The sequence below is a fragment of the Pseudomonas sp. efr-133-TYG-5 genome (genome assembly GCF_030209175.1).
Taxonomy (GTDB): Bacteria; Pseudomonadota; Gammaproteobacteria; order Pseudomonadales; family Pseudomonadaceae; genus Aquipseudomonas.
Map to the genome: position 1 here is coordinate 47195 of NZ_JARVSM010000006.1, position 16705 is coordinate 63899.

The following is a 16705-nucleotide window of genomic DNA, read 5'->3' on the forward strand; positions in this document are numbered from 1 at the left end:
GCCTGACTAAGCTTGGTTGAGTTTGTTTTCTGCTCGGCCACCGTTACGAATGGGCAAGGAGGGCATTGCGACCCGGCTGGCCATGTAAGGATGCTGACGAATGCCGCGTATTGATGTTCCCGTATTACATCGTGGTTTACGCCCTTTGTTCCGAGTCGCGCTGTGCAGCCAGTTGCTCTGGCCGGTGCTGGCGTTCGCCGATACGGCGTACGATCAGATGGTGCTGGACGCACGGGCCGGGCACTACACGCCCGCGCTGACTGTGCTGCGCCAGGTGCCGCCGGGCCAGTCGACCACCGGCCAGGTCAGCGATCACCTGCAGATCGCCAGTTGGGCCGGGCTCGATGCCGAAGTGGTCAAGGTCTATGAAACCGAAGGCCGCGACCGCGTTCTGCCGATCCAGGCACTGACCGCCACCGCCCGCGCCTACCGCAACCTCAAGCGCTGGGATCAGGCCACCCAGGTCTACAACAAGGCCCTGGCGCTGGAGCCGGACAACGCCGACCTGCAGCTCGGCCTCGCGCTGACCCAGGCTGACGCTGGCAAGCCGGATGAGGCCGTGACCCGCGCCAAGGCGCTGGTGGCCGCCAAACCCGCTGACCCTTCGCGCCGCCTCGCCCTGGGCTACGCCCTGACCCGCGCCGGCAAGCAGTACGACGCCCTGTTCGAATACGACCAGGCTTTCAGCCGCGCGGGCAGCAAGCCGGAAGTCGCCCGTGAATACATCGGCGCGCTGCAACGCGCGCGTCTGCCCGAGCCGGCCCTGCGCCTGGCCAATCAGCGCCCGGACCTGATCGACCCGGTGACTCACCGCCGCCTCGAAGGCGATCTGGCCGCCGAGCGTGTACGCCTCGCCGAACTCGCCACCCGCAGCGAAAAAGAACGCTACGTGATCGCTGACCGGGCGCTGGCCGACTACGACAAACTGCTCGCTACCTGGACGCCGGACCCCACGGCCCATGACGACGTGACCCGCTGGCGCATCGACCGCATGGGCGCGCTCAAGGCGCGCGCACGGACCGCCGACGTCATCAGCGAATACCAGCAGCTGCAGGCCGAAGGCGTGAGTATTCCGACGTACGCCCTGCGCTGGGTGGCGTCAGCGTATCTCGATCAGCGTCAGCCCGAAGTCGCCACCGAGCTCTATCGGCAGGTTCTCGCGGCCCCCGATGCCGATGTCGGCGACCGCCTGGAAGACACCACCGCCCTGTATTACTCGCTGCTCGAAAGCGACCGCGCCGAGGAGGCGCGCAAGGTTGCTGAAGAGGCAGCCAAGTCCCAGCGGCCGCGGATCGAACTCAAGGGCCTGCCGATCGGCAATCCCAACGATGAATGGATGGACGCCCAGCAACTCGCGGCGCAGGCCGGCACCTACGGTTCCGACTTGCCCCACGGCGAAGAACGCCTGCAGGCCCTGGTCGATCAGGCGCCCGGCAACGTCGGTCTGCGCCTGGCCCAGGCGGATTTGTACCTGGCCCGCAACTGGCCGCGCCGCGCGGAAAACCAGCTCAAGGAAACCGAGAGCATGGTGCCGCGCGACATGGGTCTGGAAATCGCCCAGGCCCGTACCGCCATGGAGCTGCAGGAATGGCGGCAGATGGATGCCCTGACCGACGACGTGGTGGCACGCTTCCCGGACAATCGGCAGGTGCAGCGTCTGGCCCGCGAGCGCGAAGTGCATGACATGGCCGAATTGCGCGTCGAAGCCTACGGCGGCAAGGCCAATGGCGGCGGCAGTGGCGGGGCCGGCGCGGTCAGCGGCAGCCGGGATTTCGGTATCCAGAGCACCCTCTACAGCCCGCCGATCAATGAAGACTGGCGGCTCTTCGCCGGGGTCGGTTATGCCACCGGCGATTTTGCCGAAGGCACCGGCAACCATCGCTTCCAGCGTGTCGGCCTGGAACGTCGCACCCGCGACATGACCCTGGAGGCCGAAGTCTCCAACCACTCCTACGGTTATGGCGACAAGCAAGGGGCGCGGCTGGCCATCGCCCGCGACATCGACGACCACTGGCAGTACGGCGGCAGCCTCGAGTACCTGTCGGCCGAGACGCCCCTGCGCGCGCTCAACAGTGACATCAAGGCCAACGGCGGCAGCGGTTTCATCCGCTGGCGCGCCAATGAAAGCCGCGAGTGGAAACTGGCCGTCAGCCCGTCGCATTTCAGCGACGGCAACAATCGCGTCGAGGCGTTGCTCACCGGGCGCGAGGGCATCTACAGCGCCCCGAACGTGCAGGTCGACGCCGGTCTCGAAGTCGGCACCAGTCACAACTCCAAGTCCGATGACGTGCCGTACTTCAACCCCAAGTCCGACTTCAGCGTCCTGCCGCTGGTCAACGTCAACCATGTGCTCTACCACCGCTACGAAACCTCCTGGAGCCAACAGTTCCAGGCGGGCGCGGGTACGTACAGCCAGCGTGATCACGGCACCGGCGGCCTGTTTCTGCTCGGTTACGGCCAACGTTATGCGTGGAACGACGTGTTCGAGGTCGGCGGCCTGTTGAGCGCGATCAACCGGCCCTTTGACGGCGACCGGGAAACCGATCTGCGCCTGATCGTCGACCTCACTTTCCGCTTCTAGAAGAGTTTGAAGATGCCTTTGATTTCGCGTTTCATCCTTCTGCTGGGAGTGCTGCTGGTCAGCGCCTGCGCCCAGCAAGCCCCGGCCTTCACGCCGCCGTCCAAGCGGCCGCTGGCGGCCAACGAACAACCGTGGCCGAAAAACCATGTGCTGGGCATTGCCTACCATGACGTCGAGGATCGCGATCCCGATCAGGCCGTGGTGGCGGTGCGCACCGAGCGCATGATCGAACAGCTGGCGTGGCTGCGCGAGAACAACTACCGACCGGTCACGGTCGACCAGATCATGGCCGCGCGCAACGGCGGGCCGGAGTTGCCGCCGAAGGCCATCCTGCTCAGTTTCGACGACGGCTATGCGAGCTTTTATACCCGGGTAATGCCGGTGCTGCGTGCCTACAACTGGCATGCGCTGCTGGCGCCGGTCGGCACCTGGATCGACACGCCGCTCAATCAGCCGGTCGACTTCGCCGGCACGCCCCGCGCCCGTTCGGACTTCCTGACCTGGGATCAGGTGCGCGAGATCTCGCAGTCCGGGCTGGTGGAAATCGCCGCCCACACCGACGCCAGCCACAAGGGCATCCTCGCCAACCCGCAAGGCAACATGCAGCCGGCCGCCGCGACCCGGCGTTATGACCCGGTGAGCAAACGCTACGAATCGGAAGCAGAGTTCCAGGCGCGGATCCGCAGCGATGTGGTCGCGATCTCGGAAAAAATCCGCAAGGTCACTGGCAAGAAGCCGCGGGTCTGGGTCTGGCCGTACGGTACGGCGGACGGTACATCGCTCACCGTGATCAGCGAGCAGGGCTACGAAATAGCCCTGACCCTCGACGACGGCCTCGATGCCCTCGACAACCTGATGAGCAGTCCGCGTTTCCTGGTCGCCTCAGATCCTGACGGCGAGCATTTCGCCAACAGCGTGGTCGGCGCGCAGTCGGATTTCGTCATGCGCGTGGTGCATGTCGACCTGGACAACGTCTACGACCCGGATCCGGCGCAACAGGAAATCAACCTTGGCAAACTGATCCAGCGCATGGCCGACATGGGCGCCAACACGGTGTTCCTGCAGGCCTTCGCCGATCCCAAGGGCGACGGCCTGGTGGACTCGCTGTACTTCCCCAACCGTCACCTGCCGGTACGCGCCGACATCTTCGACCGCGTTGCCTGGCAGTTGCGTACTCGGGCGCACGTGAAGGTTTTCGCGTGGATGCCGGTGCTCAGTTTCGGTCTCGATGCGAAGCTGCCGCGGGTGACTCGCTGGGATCCGAAGACTGGCACCACTGCGGTCGATCCGGATCAGTATCAGCGCCTGTCGCCATTCGACCCGGAAGTACGGCGGATCATTGGCGAGATCTACGAAGACGTGGCGCGCCTGACGTCGGTCGACGGCATTCTCTACCACGATGATGCGCTGCTCTCCGACTTCGAGGACGCCAGCCCGGCGGCGCTCAAGGCCTACGCCGCCCACGGCCTGCCGGGCTCGATCGCCGCCCTGCGCGACGATCCGGCAACGCTGCAGCGCTGGACGCGTTTCAAGAGCCGATACCTGATCGACTTCACCCGCGAACTGACCGCCAAGGTCCGTGCGATCCGTGGCCCGCAGGTGCTGACCGCACGCAACATCTTCGCCGAGCCGGTGCTCAATCCTGAGAGCGAAACCTGGTTTGCGCAGAACCTCGACGACTTCCTCGTGACCTACGACTGGACCGCGCCGATGGCCATGCCGCTGATGGAAAAACAGACCCACGCGCAATCCGGCCCGTGGCTCGAAGGACTGGTGGCGAAGATCAAGCAGCGCCCCGGCGCGCTGGATCGCACGGTGTTCGAGCTGCAGGCCCGCGACTGGACGAAAAAGGATCAGGCCGACATCGACGGTGCCCAACTGGCGGACTGGATGGGCCGCCTCAAGCGCCAGGGCGCAACAAGTTTCGGCTACTACCCGGACAACTTCCTCGACAACCTGCCGGACCTGAAAACCGTGCGGCCGGCGCTCTCCAATAAATGGAATCCATAACATGCTGGATAGACTGTTAGCCCTGCTTGTTCTGGCGCTCGTCCTCGGCGTGCCGCTGGGGCTGATCTTCCTGGTCACCGGGCAGTTCCTGATGGACTTCGTGTTCTTCTACCCCCTGTTCATGTCCGGGTTGTGGATTTCCGGTGGCCTGTATTTCTGGCTGCACTGGGAACGCCACTGGCCATGGCAGGACGACACGCTGCCGCCGCCGCTGGCAGGCGAGCCGCTGATCTCGATCCTGATTCCTTGCTACAACGAAGGCGAAAACGCCGCCGACACTATCCACGCGGCGCTGGCCCAGCATTACCCGAACATCGAAGTCATCGCGATCAACGACGGCTCCAAGGACAACACCGCCGAAGTGCTCGACCGCCTGGCCAAGGAAGACCCGCGCCTGCGCGTGCTGCACCTGGCGGAAAACCAGGGCAAGGCCGTGGCCCTGCGCATGGGGGCGATTGCCGCGCGCAGCGAATACCTGGTGTGCATCGACGGCGATGCGCTGCTGGCGCCGAACACCGCCGCCTATCTGGTTGCACCGATGCTCGACAACGCGCGCCTCGGCGCGGTGACCGGCAACCCGCGGATCCGCACCCGTTCGACGCTGGTCGGGCGCGTCCAGGTTGGTGAGTTCTCGTCGATCATCGGCCTGATCAAGCGCACGCAGCGGGTGTTCGGGCGGATCTTCACCGTGTCCGGAGTGATCGTTGCGTTCCGCCGTACCGCGCTGAACCGGGTCGGCTACTGGAGCCCGGACATGATCACCGAAGACATCGATATCAGCTGGAAGCTGCAACTGGATCACTGGAGCATCTTCTATGAGCCGCGCGCCCTGTGCTGGATCCTCATGCCGGAAACCCTCGCCGGGTTGTGGAAGCAGCGTCTGCGCTGGGCCCAGGGCGGCGCCGAAGTGCTGTTCAAGAACATTCGCGGCATCTGGCAGTACCGCCATCGCTACCTGTGGCCGCTGCTGTTCGAATACTGCCTGTCGACCGGCTGGGCGTTCACCTTCCTGCTCTCGGTGATTTTCTGGGGCGTCGGCAAGTTCGTGGTCATGCCCGAAGCCATCGCCGTCGATCACCTGATGCCGCCGGCGTTCACCGGCCTGCTGCTGGCCTTTGTCTGCCTGGTGCAGTTTGCGGTCAGCATCATCATCGACCGGCGCTACGAGCCGGGCCTGGGCCGCACCATGTTCTGGGTGGTCTGGTATCCGTTGGTGTTCTGGCTGATCAGCCTGCTGACCACGCTGGTCAGCTTCCCCAAGGTGTTGTTCGGCCAGCATCAGAAACGTGCACGTTGGGTCAGTCCTGACCGGGGCATCAAGCCGATCGGCGACGACGAAGAGGAGGTTATCAAATGAAAATCATCCGGACCCGCCAGCGACCGTTCCTGGTCGTGATCGATGTGATCCTCACGGTGCTGGCCTGGGTCGGCCTGCTGTTTCTGTTGATCCGTGGCCTGTGGCCTTTGATCGAAACCCACGCCGGCGGGCCGCGCCTCGACCACTCGGCATTCGACGCCCTCGGTACCCTGCAGGTGTACCTGTGGATTGCATTGGTCAACGCGGTGATCCTGATTTCCTGGGCGCGCTATCAGCAGCGCAAAAGCAGAAGCTTCGCCCAGCGCCGTCTGCCGGCGCCGGTGGTCGACGACGACGGCTTGAGCAAAAGCTTCAGGCTCAACGATGAGCGTCTGCAGAAACTCCGTTCGCCCGGGGTCATGACCATTCACAACGATCAGGAAGGCGACATCAGTCACGTGGTGACGCATTTCTGGCCGGTGGAACCGGCGCAGTTGCCACCACCGCTGGCCCCGATCGAACACCCACGGGTGATCTTTCTGCATGCCGAGGATGACGACAATCGCGAGCCGTTGCATCGCTGAAGCCCGATCCTCGGCAGGCGGCGCAAACCTGACCGGCGCCTGCGGCGCTCAATCGCCGATCAGCCGCCACGCCTCCTCGATGGACAGCGGCTGTTTCATCCGCTCCGCCAGCAGCGCCATCGCCCGTTCCTTCTCGCAGGCGACGGCGGCAACGACCAGGCCATTGCGGCCGAACAGCCCGATGAAGGGCGGCTGCTCGGGTGTGCCGAGAAATTCCACCTCGTCCCACTGCTCGGCGTGGCCGAGGTAGTCGTAGTTCTTGCCGAAATGCCAGGTCCAGAAAAACGGAACGTCGAGATAATGCTCCTCGCCCCCGAGCATGTTGGCGGCGGCGATCCGCGCGTGCTGCTGGGCCAGGCGCCAGTGTTCGATGCGCTGCGGCTGACCGTTCAGCGCGAAGGTAGCGATATCGCCGATGGCCCACACACCATCGGTGACCCGCAGGCCGGCGTCGACGCGCAGCGACTGATCCTTCTCCCGCGGCAGCGAGGCGAAGGCGGCGGTCGCCGGATGCACGCCAACGCCCGCCAGCACCAGGTCCGCCGACAGGCGCAGACCATTGTCCAGCAACACCGCCTCGACCTTGCCGTCGCCGACGATTTCCGTGGCCGCGTGTTCGCTGATGAATTTCACCCCGTGTGATTCGTGCAGTGCGCGGATCGCCTTGCCCACCGCCTCGCCGAACTGCGCGGCAAAGGGCACGGCGTGGCGGGCGAGCACGGTGACGTCGAGGCCGAACTGGCGCAGGGCCGAGGCGCATTCGAGGGCGATGAAACTGTCGCCGATGATTACCGCGCGCTGCTCGGGGCTGGCTGCACGCATGATCTGCTCGGCCTGGGCTTTGCTGCGCAGCAGAAAGACCTGCGGCAGATCGGCGCCGGGCAACTGCAGCGGATTCGGCTCGCCGCCGGTGGCCAGCACGACAGCGTCATACTGCAGGGTCTGGCCATCCTGCAATTCAAGGCGTTTGCCCTGGGCATCCAGTGCGCTGATTTCGCCCTGCTGGCGCTCGATACGCTGCTCGCGGTAGAAGTCGGCATCGCGCAGCGGCGGGACTTCCTCGACCGGCATGTCCCCGGCGAGGACAAATTTGCTCAGTACCGTGCGGTCGTAACCGGCCTCGGATTCGCGGTCGATCAGCACGATACGGCCGCCGAAGCCCTTCTCCCGCAGGGCGGCGGCGCAAGCCGTACCGGCGGCGCCGGCACCGACCACGACGAAGGTGCGCGGATCGTCGGCCGGCGGCGTGTGCGCATCGGCCAGCGGCTGGTCATCGACCCAGATGTCCTCGCCGCGCAGCTCCAACGGGTAGCGCTTGAGGCTGTCGAGCGCCGGTGGTTCGCACAAGCCACCGTCCTCGGCACGGAACGCCGCCTTGTGCCACGGACAGATCAGGCGTCCGTGACACAGGGCGCCGTCAGCCAAAGGCGCGCCGGCGTGTGGGCATTCGCCCTGAAACGCACGCAACTGGCCAGCGGCGCGCAGCAGGACGATCTTGCAGTCGCCGATTTCTACCTGCAGACCACGGTCATCAGGGACATCGGTGCAACGGGCGACACGGTGCAGGGCCATATTCGGGTTCCTCGCAGGCATTTCTCTTACGAGTTTGCGCAGGAGTGCGAGGTTCAGCCATTTGCTACTGCCACGGCACGAACGGTACAGCTATAGTTTGCAGGCCGCTGATGGCCCAACTGCACAAGGTGCTCCCGGAATGACCCGATTGACCTCTCTTACCCCTTGGCTGGCGGGCGTCGCTGTCGCCCTTTGCGTGCAGTTTTCGGCGCAGGCGGCCCAGGAGCGCTTCGTCCTGGACATCCCCGGCGTGTCCGACAACCGCCTGTTCACCTCGGCGGCGGCCAGCGATGCGGCCGGTTGCGGCGGCAAGAACCAGTCGCCGGCGCTGAACTGGAGCGCCGGTCCGGCGGGCACGCAGAGCTACGCGATCGTCATGCACGATCCGGATGGCCAGAAAGGCCTGGGCGTCGATCACTGGATTCACTACGGCATCAAGGCCTCGACCCGGCAGATTCCGGCCGGCGTCGGCGCCAAATCCAACCTCGAGGGTTTCGGCGGCACCAACAGCAAAGGCACCACCCACTATGTCGGGCCGTGCCCGCCGGTCGGTGACAGTGCCCACCACTACATTATTCAGATCTATGCGCTGGACCTGGCCCCGGACGCCTTGCCCGCGGGCCTGACCCGCGCCGAGCTGATGGATAAAATCAAGGGCCACGTGCTGCGCAACAGCAGCGTGGTGCGGCGTTATCACCGCTGATCGCTCGCCGCCCACCGCGTGTTCCCTGCGGAGCACGCGGTAACGGTTGGCGTCGACCGAAGAAAGCGAGCACTATCCCCGGCGCTGCCCCTCGCGCTGCTGGCTCGTTCGCAGGTGGGTGAAAACCGCCCTCTCTCTCGCATCGCGCCGATGTGGGCATGCACTACTCTGTGCCAAACGGGTCAACCCTGAACGCTGGAAATTTGCCCCGCGACTGCCGAAGATGCCGTGTGCCTGGCTATCGCCGCTCGTTCAGGGAGAATGCCGTGCCGATCCTCTTCAGGCACATGACGTGACGATCGAAAACGCCCACTGCTATGACGCTTTTAGACCGACTGGTATCTGTACGATGCCCGAGCGTTGGCATGGATGGCCAAGTGCAAGTGTTTGCCCCGGATGTTGAACTCGACGGGCCGACGCAGTACCTAACGCACCAGGATTTAAAGCGATTGAGCATGAACCCAAGTAAAGATTCGACATTTACCTACCAGGCCGTTTACCGCTATCTCGTCGAACTGATCGAAGCCGCGAGTCCCGAGGGAGAGCAGAAACTGCCGTCGCTGCGCCAATTGGCGCAGCGCTTGAACGTGTCGGTGTCCACGACCAAATATGCCTATTCACTCCTGGAAGACCAAGGGCGGATCTACGCCCGTCCCAAACTGGGTTACTACACCAGGGCAATGCCTTCGGCACTGGTGAGCGAGGGCTCGCCCAACCTGCTCGACAGTGTCTTCGCCAGTGCCCGGCAACCCGGCATGCTGGCGCTCAGCAGCGATGCCCCGGCCATGCTGTTGTCGCTGGAAAATCCGCTGCTGATGACCGAACGCGAACTGGCGCGCCAGTATCCGCGCTCCCATGCGCCGCTCTATCAACCGTTCGGCGAAAACGAGTTGCGCAGCGTCCTGGCCGACCGCTACACCCACTCGACGCGCTGCTACTGGCGGGCCGAGCACGTGTATATCGGCTCCGACCTGCGCAGTGTGCTGGAACTGTCCCTCGAAGCCCTGCAACTGACGGGCACCGTGGCGCTGGTGGAGTCGCCCTGTTCCTGGGCGATTCTGCGCCAGTTGCACGCGGCGAAGATTCGCGTGATCGAAGTGCCGCTGGCTGACGACGGGCGCTTTGACTTGCCGCAGTTGCAGCAGTTGTTGCAGCGCGAGCCGATCAGCCTGGCGGTGTTGTCGTCCACGGTGAATATTCCCCATGGCAGCCTGATGCCTGCCGAGGACAAGAAGCAGATCTGCCGCTGGCTGGCCGAGCGCCGCATCTGGCTGTTCGAGAATGACAGCTACGGCGAGTTCTGTTTCGAACCGGGCGCCACGCGCTACCGCGACTTTGCCGATCCCGAGCGCCTGGTGGTGTTTTCCACGTTCGACAAGATCATCGGCTCGGAAGCCCCGTACGGTTATGTGCTGAGCCGGTTTCAGGGGCCGGAGCTGCATCGGTTGTTTCTCGAGCGGGCGTTTCGTCTGTCGCCGATTCGGCAAAAGGCGATTGCCCGGCTGTTCACCACCCGGCGGATCGATCAGCACACGCAGATGTTGCGCAGCCTGCTGATCGGACGCATGCACAGCATGCAGGAGCTGCTGCACGAACACACCGAGGGTCAGTTGCGCATCCTCGCGCCGCTCGGCGGTGCCGCATTCTGGGTCGAGGCCACGCGCCCGGTGAACATGCGTCGGGTGTTCGAGCGCTTGCTGGCCAAGCGGATTGTCATCGCCCCCGGCGAGATCTTCAGCCAGCAGGGGGCGTGGCAGCATCACCTGCGCCTGAGCTACACCATCGACTGGAGCAAGGACATCACCCACGCACTGAAGATGCTGACTCAGGCTATTCAGGACGAAAGCTGACGCCCCCGGCGTTCAGTTGATGCCATAGCAATGCCGGGGCTCGGGGAACGTGCCGTCACGCACCTCTGCGGCAAAGTCTGCGCAAGCCTGGCTGATCAGCGCGCCGACGTCGGCGTACTGTTTGACGAAGCGTGGTACATGGTCGCCACCCAGGCCGAGCATGTCCTCGGTCACCAGCACCTGACCGTCGCACGCCGGTGACGCGCCGATCCCGATGGTCGGCATGGGCGAGAAATCGGTGACTCGGCGTGCGACTCCTTCGGCCACGCCTTCGAGCAACAGGCTGAAGGCGCCCGCTTCAAGGTGCGCACGGGCGTCGGCTTCGATGGCCAGCGCGGCAGCCTCGTTCATGCCCTGGGCCTTGAAGCCGCCCATGGCGTGAACGTATTGCGGCATCAGGCCGATATGCGCCATCACCGGGATGCCGCGCCGGACCAGGAATTCCACCGTCTCGGCAAGCACCGCGCCGCCTTCGAGCTTGATGGCGTCGCAACCGGTGCGCGCCAGTACCTGCGCACAATTGCGGTAGGCCTGTTGCGGCGATTCCTGATAGCTGCCGAACGGCATGTCGGCGATCACGCAGGCCAGGCGCGTGCTGCTGACGACCGCGCGGGTATGCGCGATGGTTTCGTCCAGGCTCATGTCGAGGGTCGAGGCGCGGCCGTAACCGACCATGGCAGTGGAGTCACCGACCAGGATGAAGTCGACGATGGGGTCCATCAACCTGGCGATATGGCTGGTGTACGCGGTCAAAGAGACAATTTTCTGTTGTCCCTTCATCGCGACCAATTGAGGCACGCTCAGTCGTTTGGTTCGGGTATGCAGGCTCATGGCTCTTTTCCTTGGTGAACCCCGTTGGCGGGGTTGTTTTTCGTTACAACCAATCCCTTTCCCAACCACGCCATGCGGCGTAATCGGCATTGATCCGTTGCAGCTGCGGGTGCAGCAGAAACACCGCGCCCGGTGAACTGTTGAGGTCAATGGTGGGGACGATCCTGGCGCCTTCAGCGAAGCGGAATCTGACGTTGTGAAAGCTCGGCAGGCTTTCCAGGCGCTGGCGCGCCTGGCTCTGCGCGAACAGGCCCGGGCGATGGGCAATCAGGTTCAGGCACTTGGCGTGTTGCTGCAGCCGGTAACGCTTGGGCCATTGCGCCAGGCGCGCAGGCTGCAGATAGCTGAGGCAGGTCAGGGCCACCTGATCGTTGCCGGTGGCCGCTTGCAGCGCCGGTGGACAGGCCAGCCCCGAGAGCCGCGCGCCGGTTTCCAGCAGGCGCGGGCCGGCGGCGGTCAGAATCAGTTCGGTGTGCGCCGGGCCATGCACGATGCCCAATGCATCGAGCACACCTTGCACATACTCGATCAGCTGCGGCAGTTCCGGTGCGTCGGCGGGTACCAGGTCCTCGCTGTCGTAGATTTTCCGGCCATCGGCGGCGAAGGTTTTCGAGGATTTCCAGACGTCGCTGATCCAGTGCTCGCCCTGATGGCTGACACTGTTGATCACGTACTCGTCGCCGCTCAGGTATTCCTGCAACAGCAGCGCTTCGTTGCTGAGCATCATCAAGTTGGTCGCACCGAGGATCGCCTCGACGGCAGCCTGCAATTGCCCGGCATCGTGGCAGATGAACACGTTGTCCGAGCCGGCGCTGTCCAGCGGCTTGGCGACCACGCTGGTGCCGCCCCGGGCCTGGAACCAGGCGAGGGCGCTGGCCATCGAGTTCGTGCGCAGTTGTGCCGCCACCGGCAGGCCGGCCTGGGCCACCTGCTCGGCCATCAACGATTTGTCACGGCGGGCGGCGGAGGTGGCCGGGTCATTGCCCGGCAGGCCCAGGCGGGCGGCCAGCAGATCCGCCAGTTCGACGCCGAATTCACTGCCGGTCAGCACCGCCGCCGGTTGTTGCGCGGCGAGTGTGGCGACCAATGCGTCGAGGCCGACGTCGGCGACGCTGTAATCCTCGGCAAACAGCTCTTTGGGGCAGCTCGCGGCAAACGCGGCTGGCATGTTCGCGCGCGAGCGCACGTGCAACAGGCGCCGCTCGCCGGCGAGCGAACGCGCCAGCAGGGCGCCGGTGGAATAGGCGTCGACCAGAATCAACGGCGCCAGGCTCGAATCAATGCAAGGGTTGGTCATAACGATTTACCGTGTAATGCAACATCTGAAACAGTTCGCCGGAGCTGACGCCGGAGCCACTCAGCACCCGGCCGCTGGCGCGGGGCAATGGCAGGCCGCCGGTGTTGGCCCAGCGCAGCGCACCCTTGTCGTCGATCCGCGTGGTGGCGCGACCGGGGTTGTCCGGGTGCAGGCAGTAAGGGATGTCGAGCAGGCCGCGAGCGAACGCCTGGATCAACGCCAGGCCAATGTCGGCATGCAGGTCGAGCACGCTTTCCACCAGGCGCCGGGCCTCGAACAGGGTTTCCTGGTAATAGCCGGCGCTGCTCGCGTCGATGGGCGGCAGCTCGCCCGCAGCCACCTCGGCGGCCATGCGCAGGGCATCGAGGTTGTCGTCGACGGAAGGAATCTGCCGCGATTCGGCGACGGTCTTGACGATCAGCCGCTCGCAACCGGCGGCCTTGGTCAGGCGTGCGCTGTCGCATATCAAGCGCCGCGCGCCGTGGTTCGAGGTCGGGAATACGCCCATGTAGGAGTACACCACGACGTGCCAGTGGTCGCCGTGCAGATACTCGGCGGCCAGCTCGCGCAGTGCCTGCAACGCCCCGAAATCCTGTTCCATCGAGGTGCCCTGGGCGTAGCTGAGGGAAACACTGCGCACCCCGTGCTGGCGGAAAAACAGCGCTTCGAGCAGGGTCATGGCGATCAGCAGCGAAGGCGGGCACAACTGCCCCAGCAGACAGCCGCCAAAACTCTCGATATGCGCATGCCGGGTCGCGCTGGCCAGTAACTGGCAACTCTCGGCCCAGGCGCTGACAGCCTCGGCCAGGGGCAGGCGGCTGTAGGGCATGCAATACGACACCGGCCCGCCTTCCGTGGCGTCCAGACCCAGGGCGGCCAGGCGCTGGAAGACATTCTGCGGCTTGGCAGTGCCGTGCCGGATCTGGATCGGAAAGTCGGCCCCGTAAAGCCCTGCAAGCATGGTGCGCACGGCTTCGATCGGGTGACTGATGATCGGGAACCCGTTCATCGGCGCCGAGCTGTTGAGGCACTGCAACGCACTCTGGTAATCGCCGACTCGGGTGTAGCTGTCGAGCGTGATGGTGCCAATGGCCGCGCAGGGCAGGGCGGCGACACTGGCCAGCCCGGCGCGCATCTGGCTTAGGGCGCCGAAGCCCATGCGCGGTTGCACCACCAGCTCGTCGCGAGCGCGGGCACGCTCGATGAACTGTTGAAAAAATCCGCCGCTGAACGCTGTCATGCCTCAGCGTCCCGAAACCAGTTCGACCACGGTTTCGCCGGTGGCCGGGTCGTAGCGACTGATTCGGCCCTTGTGCGGGTCGCCCGCACGCACACGGGCGATCAGCGTGGCGTCGCTGTCGAAATCGATGCGCTGGTGCGCGTACAGGCTGCGCAGCGCCGGCAGCGGCAGGCCACTGACCTGGGTCAGCCACTGGCTGAGACTCGGGTCGTTGTGGACGCCGGCAAGGATCCGGTGCAGGTCGTCGAGGTTGCCCAGATGCTGCGCATGGCACAGCCCGACAAAACTGGAAAGCTCACGGCCACGGTCGACGAACGGGGCAAACTGCATGCACACCAGTTGCGCCTCATCCAGCCCGAAGGCCTGCTCGGCGAAACGCGTGGCGAGGGTGCGGCGGGCGAGCATGCCCTGTTCGTCGGCATACGCGGCCATGGCCAGGTCGATCAGGCGCTGGGGCATTTCTTTCTTGCGCATCAGCGCCTGCGCCAGCTCGAGGTATTCGGCGATGCCCTGGTTGTACCGGCGACCCTGCACGTACTCGGCCTTGAGGCCGCGGAAATGCGCCATCAACAGCGGATTGGCGCAGTCCGACTCGGTGAAACTGAACGCCAGTTCTTCGAAGCGGAAATCGAGAAACTCGGTGATCAGTTCCCAGTGATCCTCGACCTTGTAGCTGACCAGATCGTAGATGCTGACAAAGGCCGGATCGGCGTGTTCGTCGCCGCAGGCGACGCGGCGCTCCTCGCGCTGCTGATCGAAACCTTCACCGAACAGCTCGACGAAATAGCTCTGCGCCACGCCATCCAGCGCCTGCAGCAAGCCGCGGAAACCCTGGCGGCGGCATTCGTCGACGTTCAGCCCCAGACGCTGCGCCAGGCGCATGATCCAGGTGAAATAGTGCTTCTGTTCCTTGCGCGAGTCGCCGGTGACCACCGCATCGACCCCGCCCTGCCACCATGCCGCGCGTCCATAGAAGTCGGCGACGGCCAGGTTGCAGCTGTTGCAGAAGGTCGGGCGCCCGTCGCCGGCGGTGCGATGGCCGTTCATCAAGACGTCGAAACGGTTCATCGCCTGGACATCGGCCGGGAACGGCAAGTGGCGTTCGAACGGGCGGATCTGCTGGTGATCGACCACCAGCATTTCCACGCGCGGATCGTCGAACAGGTGCAAGGCACGGTAGACCCGGTCGATGTTCGCCATCACCGCATCCGGCACACCGGCGTGGCGCATGTTGGCGATGCGCAACTGGAACGTACGGCCATGCAGCACCGACAGGTGCAACTGCGTGGCGCGCAGCATGGCCACGGTGTAGGAGCTGTCCTTGCCACCGCCGTAGGCGACCATCAGCCTGTAGTCGGGCAGCCTGTCGAGGCCGCCCGCGGCGTCGATCAGGCGTTCGCCGATGGTCGCCACGGCGCGTCGTTCGTCGGCGCGCAGGTAATGGTTCAGTTCACCCAGCAACGGCTCGTCGTTCAAGGCTTGAGAGGGACTGGCGTTCATAGCGGTTCGGCCTGAAATTGGAAGGTCTGGGTGGTCTGGTGGATATCGCGCTCAGTGGCGTCTTCGCTGCCACCGACAAAAATGAAGCGGCCGCTGTGCAGTGCGTCGTAACTGCCGCCGGCCTCGAGGATCTGCCCGGGCTCGGGCAACAATTCGCGCCACAGGTTGGGCAGGTCGGCGCGCAGCGACTGCGCCTGGACGACGCGGCAGGGCAGCTGCGCCGGTTTCGGGATGACCAGCCAGCCGCCGCTCGGATCGGCGTCGAGGGCGGGCAAGGGCACCTGCTCGCCGGCGAGGCGGCGCAGCCAGTGCTCGTACAGGTTGACCCCGAACACCTTGTTGATCAGGTGCGGGACTTCGCTGCCGCCGACCCGCGCGCCGATTTCGAGGAACACCAGCGACTCGTCCGGCTCGACGAAAATTTCCAGGTGGAACGCGGTGCAGCGCAGATTCAGCGCGCGCAGGATCTGTTGGCTGAACGCTTCGATGCGCGTGCGCAGCGGTGACGCCTGGACAATCACCGAACCCAGCGGCTGGGCCTTGGCAAAATCCAGGCAACTGTTGATGTAGCGCGATACCACCTGGAACGGCACGCTGCCATCGACATCGGCGAAGCCGTCGATGTGGTAGGTCTGGCCGTGCATGAAGGCTTCGAGCTCATAACGCGAGAGGTCGATGGTATTGAGCAGGACGCGCAGGTCGGCCTCGTTTTCGACTTTCTCCACGCCCATGCTGGCGGCACCGTCCAGCGGTTTGACGATCAGCGGAAACCCGATCTGGCGGGCGAAGGCCAGGGCCTGTTCGACCGATTGGCAGCGGGCGAATGCCGGCACGGGCAAGCCCTGGGCCTGCAGGATTTCCTTCATGCGTGCCTTGTCGCGATACACCGCCACTTCGTCCGGACCGTCGCCGGGGATGTTCAGTGCCTGGCGCACCCGCGCGGCGATTTCCAGGGTGAACTCCGACAGCGCGATCAACTGGTCGACCGGCCCCACCCGGGCAATGACTTTTTGAACCGCGCCCAGAAGCTGTTCATATTGATTGACGTCGCCGACCTGCACCTGATGGGCAATGTGCTGCGCCGGAGCGAGCACACCCTCGGCACCGGGGCCATCGACCACGTAGCTGATGCGATGCCGTTGATGATCGAAGAAGTCTTCGTAGCGAGTCAGTTCGTTGTCCCAGCGGCGCTCATCACGAAAGCGCGGCCAGCGGTTGACGATAACGATGTGCATCGGAG

12 protein-coding genes are annotated in these 16705 nt (G+C 64.8%); 6 read left to right on the forward strand and 6 right to left on the reverse strand.

Annotation, left to right across the window (positions count from 1 at the left end; all coding sequences use genetic code 11):
- Positions 1 to 100: 100 nt before the first annotated feature.
- The 4 genes from pgaA to pgaD are packed head-to-tail and all read left to right on the forward strand — an operon-like array spanning position 101 to position 6472.
- Entirely contained in the window at positions 101 to 2581 is a 2481-nt protein-coding gene (gene pgaA, locus QRN70_RS19250; RefSeq protein ID WP_285419509.1) for a poly-beta-1,6 N-acetyl-D-glucosamine export porin PgaA, read from the forward strand.
- Positions 2582 to 2593: 12 nt separating this feature from the next.
- Positions 2594 to 4591, forward strand: coding sequence for a poly-beta-1,6-N-acetyl-D-glucosamine N-deacetylase PgaB (gene pgaB / locus QRN70_RS19255; protein ID WP_285419510.1), 1998 nt, complete (start codon positions 2594 to 2596; stop codon positions 4589 to 4591).
- 1 nt (position 4592) lies between these two features.
- Positions 4593 to 5948: a poly-beta-1,6-N-acetyl-D-glucosamine synthase gene (gene pgaC / locus QRN70_RS19260; protein ID WP_285419511.1), complete on the forward strand. Its 1356-nt coding sequence runs from the start codon at positions 4593 to 4595 to the stop codon at positions 5946 to 5948.
- The gene (gene pgaD, locus QRN70_RS19265; RefSeq protein WP_285419512.1) at positions 5945 to 6472 is read left to right on the forward strand and encodes a poly-beta-1,6-N-acetyl-D-glucosamine biosynthesis protein PgaD; all 528 of its coding nucleotides are present in this window, start codon (positions 5945 to 5947) and stop codon (positions 6470 to 6472) included. The genes pgaC and pgaD overlap by 4 nt, the downstream gene beginning before the upstream one ends.
- Before the next feature lie 48 nt (positions 6473 to 6520).
- Here the strand turns inward: pgaD and QRN70_RS19270 are convergent, their stop codons facing one another.
- A complete protein-coding gene (locus tag QRN70_RS19270) occupies positions 6521 to 8044 on the reverse strand; it encodes an FAD-dependent oxidoreductase (RefSeq protein WP_285419513.1) in 1524 nt (507 codons plus the stop codon).
- A 139-nt stretch (positions 8045 to 8183) separates the two neighbouring features.
- Here QRN70_RS19270 and QRN70_RS19275 point away from each other — a divergent pair, with 139 nt between their 5' ends.
- A complete protein-coding gene (locus tag QRN70_RS19275) occupies positions 8184 to 8747 on the forward strand; it encodes a YbhB/YbcL family Raf kinase inhibitor-like protein (protein WP_285419514.1) in 564 nt (187 codons plus the stop codon).
- A 455-nt stretch (positions 8748 to 9202) separates the two neighbouring features.
- The gene (locus QRN70_RS19280; protein WP_285419515.1) at positions 9203 to 10597 is read left to right on the forward strand and encodes an aminotransferase-like domain-containing protein; all 1395 of its coding nucleotides are present in this window, start codon (positions 9203 to 9205) and stop codon (positions 10595 to 10597) included.
- A gap of 12 nt (positions 10598 to 10609) precedes the next feature.
- Here QRN70_RS19280 and panB read toward each other — a convergent pair whose 3' ends face one another.
- Genes panB through QRN70_RS19305 form a run of 5 tightly spaced genes read right to left on the reverse strand, consistent with a single transcriptional unit; the run spans position 10610 to position 16700 of the window.
- A complete protein-coding gene (panB, locus tag QRN70_RS19285; protein ID WP_285419516.1) occupies positions 10610 to 11428 on the reverse strand; it encodes a 3-methyl-2-oxobutanoate hydroxymethyltransferase in 819 nt (272 codons plus the stop codon).
- Between the two features lie 43 nt (positions 11429 to 11471).
- On the reverse strand, positions 11472 to 12725 hold the full coding sequence (locus QRN70_RS19290; protein WP_285419517.1) for an ATP-grasp domain-containing protein: 1254 nt from the start codon (positions 12723 to 12725) through the stop codon (positions 11472 to 11474).
- Complete coding sequence (locus QRN70_RS19295) at positions 12706 to 13965, reverse strand: methylaspartate mutase (protein WP_285419518.1); 1260 nt, start codon at positions 13963 to 13965, stop codon at positions 12706 to 12708. Before QRN70_RS19295 ends, QRN70_RS19290 begins: the two co-directional genes overlap by 20 nt.
- A gap of 3 nt (positions 13966 to 13968) precedes the next feature.
- Positions 13969 to 15465: a hypothetical protein gene (locus QRN70_RS19300; protein ID WP_285419519.1), complete on the reverse strand. Its 1497-nt coding sequence runs from the start codon at positions 15463 to 15465 to the stop codon at positions 13969 to 13971.
- The gene (locus QRN70_RS19305) at positions 15462 to 16700 is read right to left on the reverse strand and encodes an ATP-grasp domain-containing protein (protein ID WP_285419520.1); all 1239 of its coding nucleotides are present in this window, start codon (positions 16698 to 16700) and stop codon (positions 15462 to 15464) included. The genes QRN70_RS19300 and QRN70_RS19305 overlap by 4 nt, the downstream gene beginning before the upstream one ends.
- Positions 16701 to 16705 lie beyond the last annotated feature (5 nt).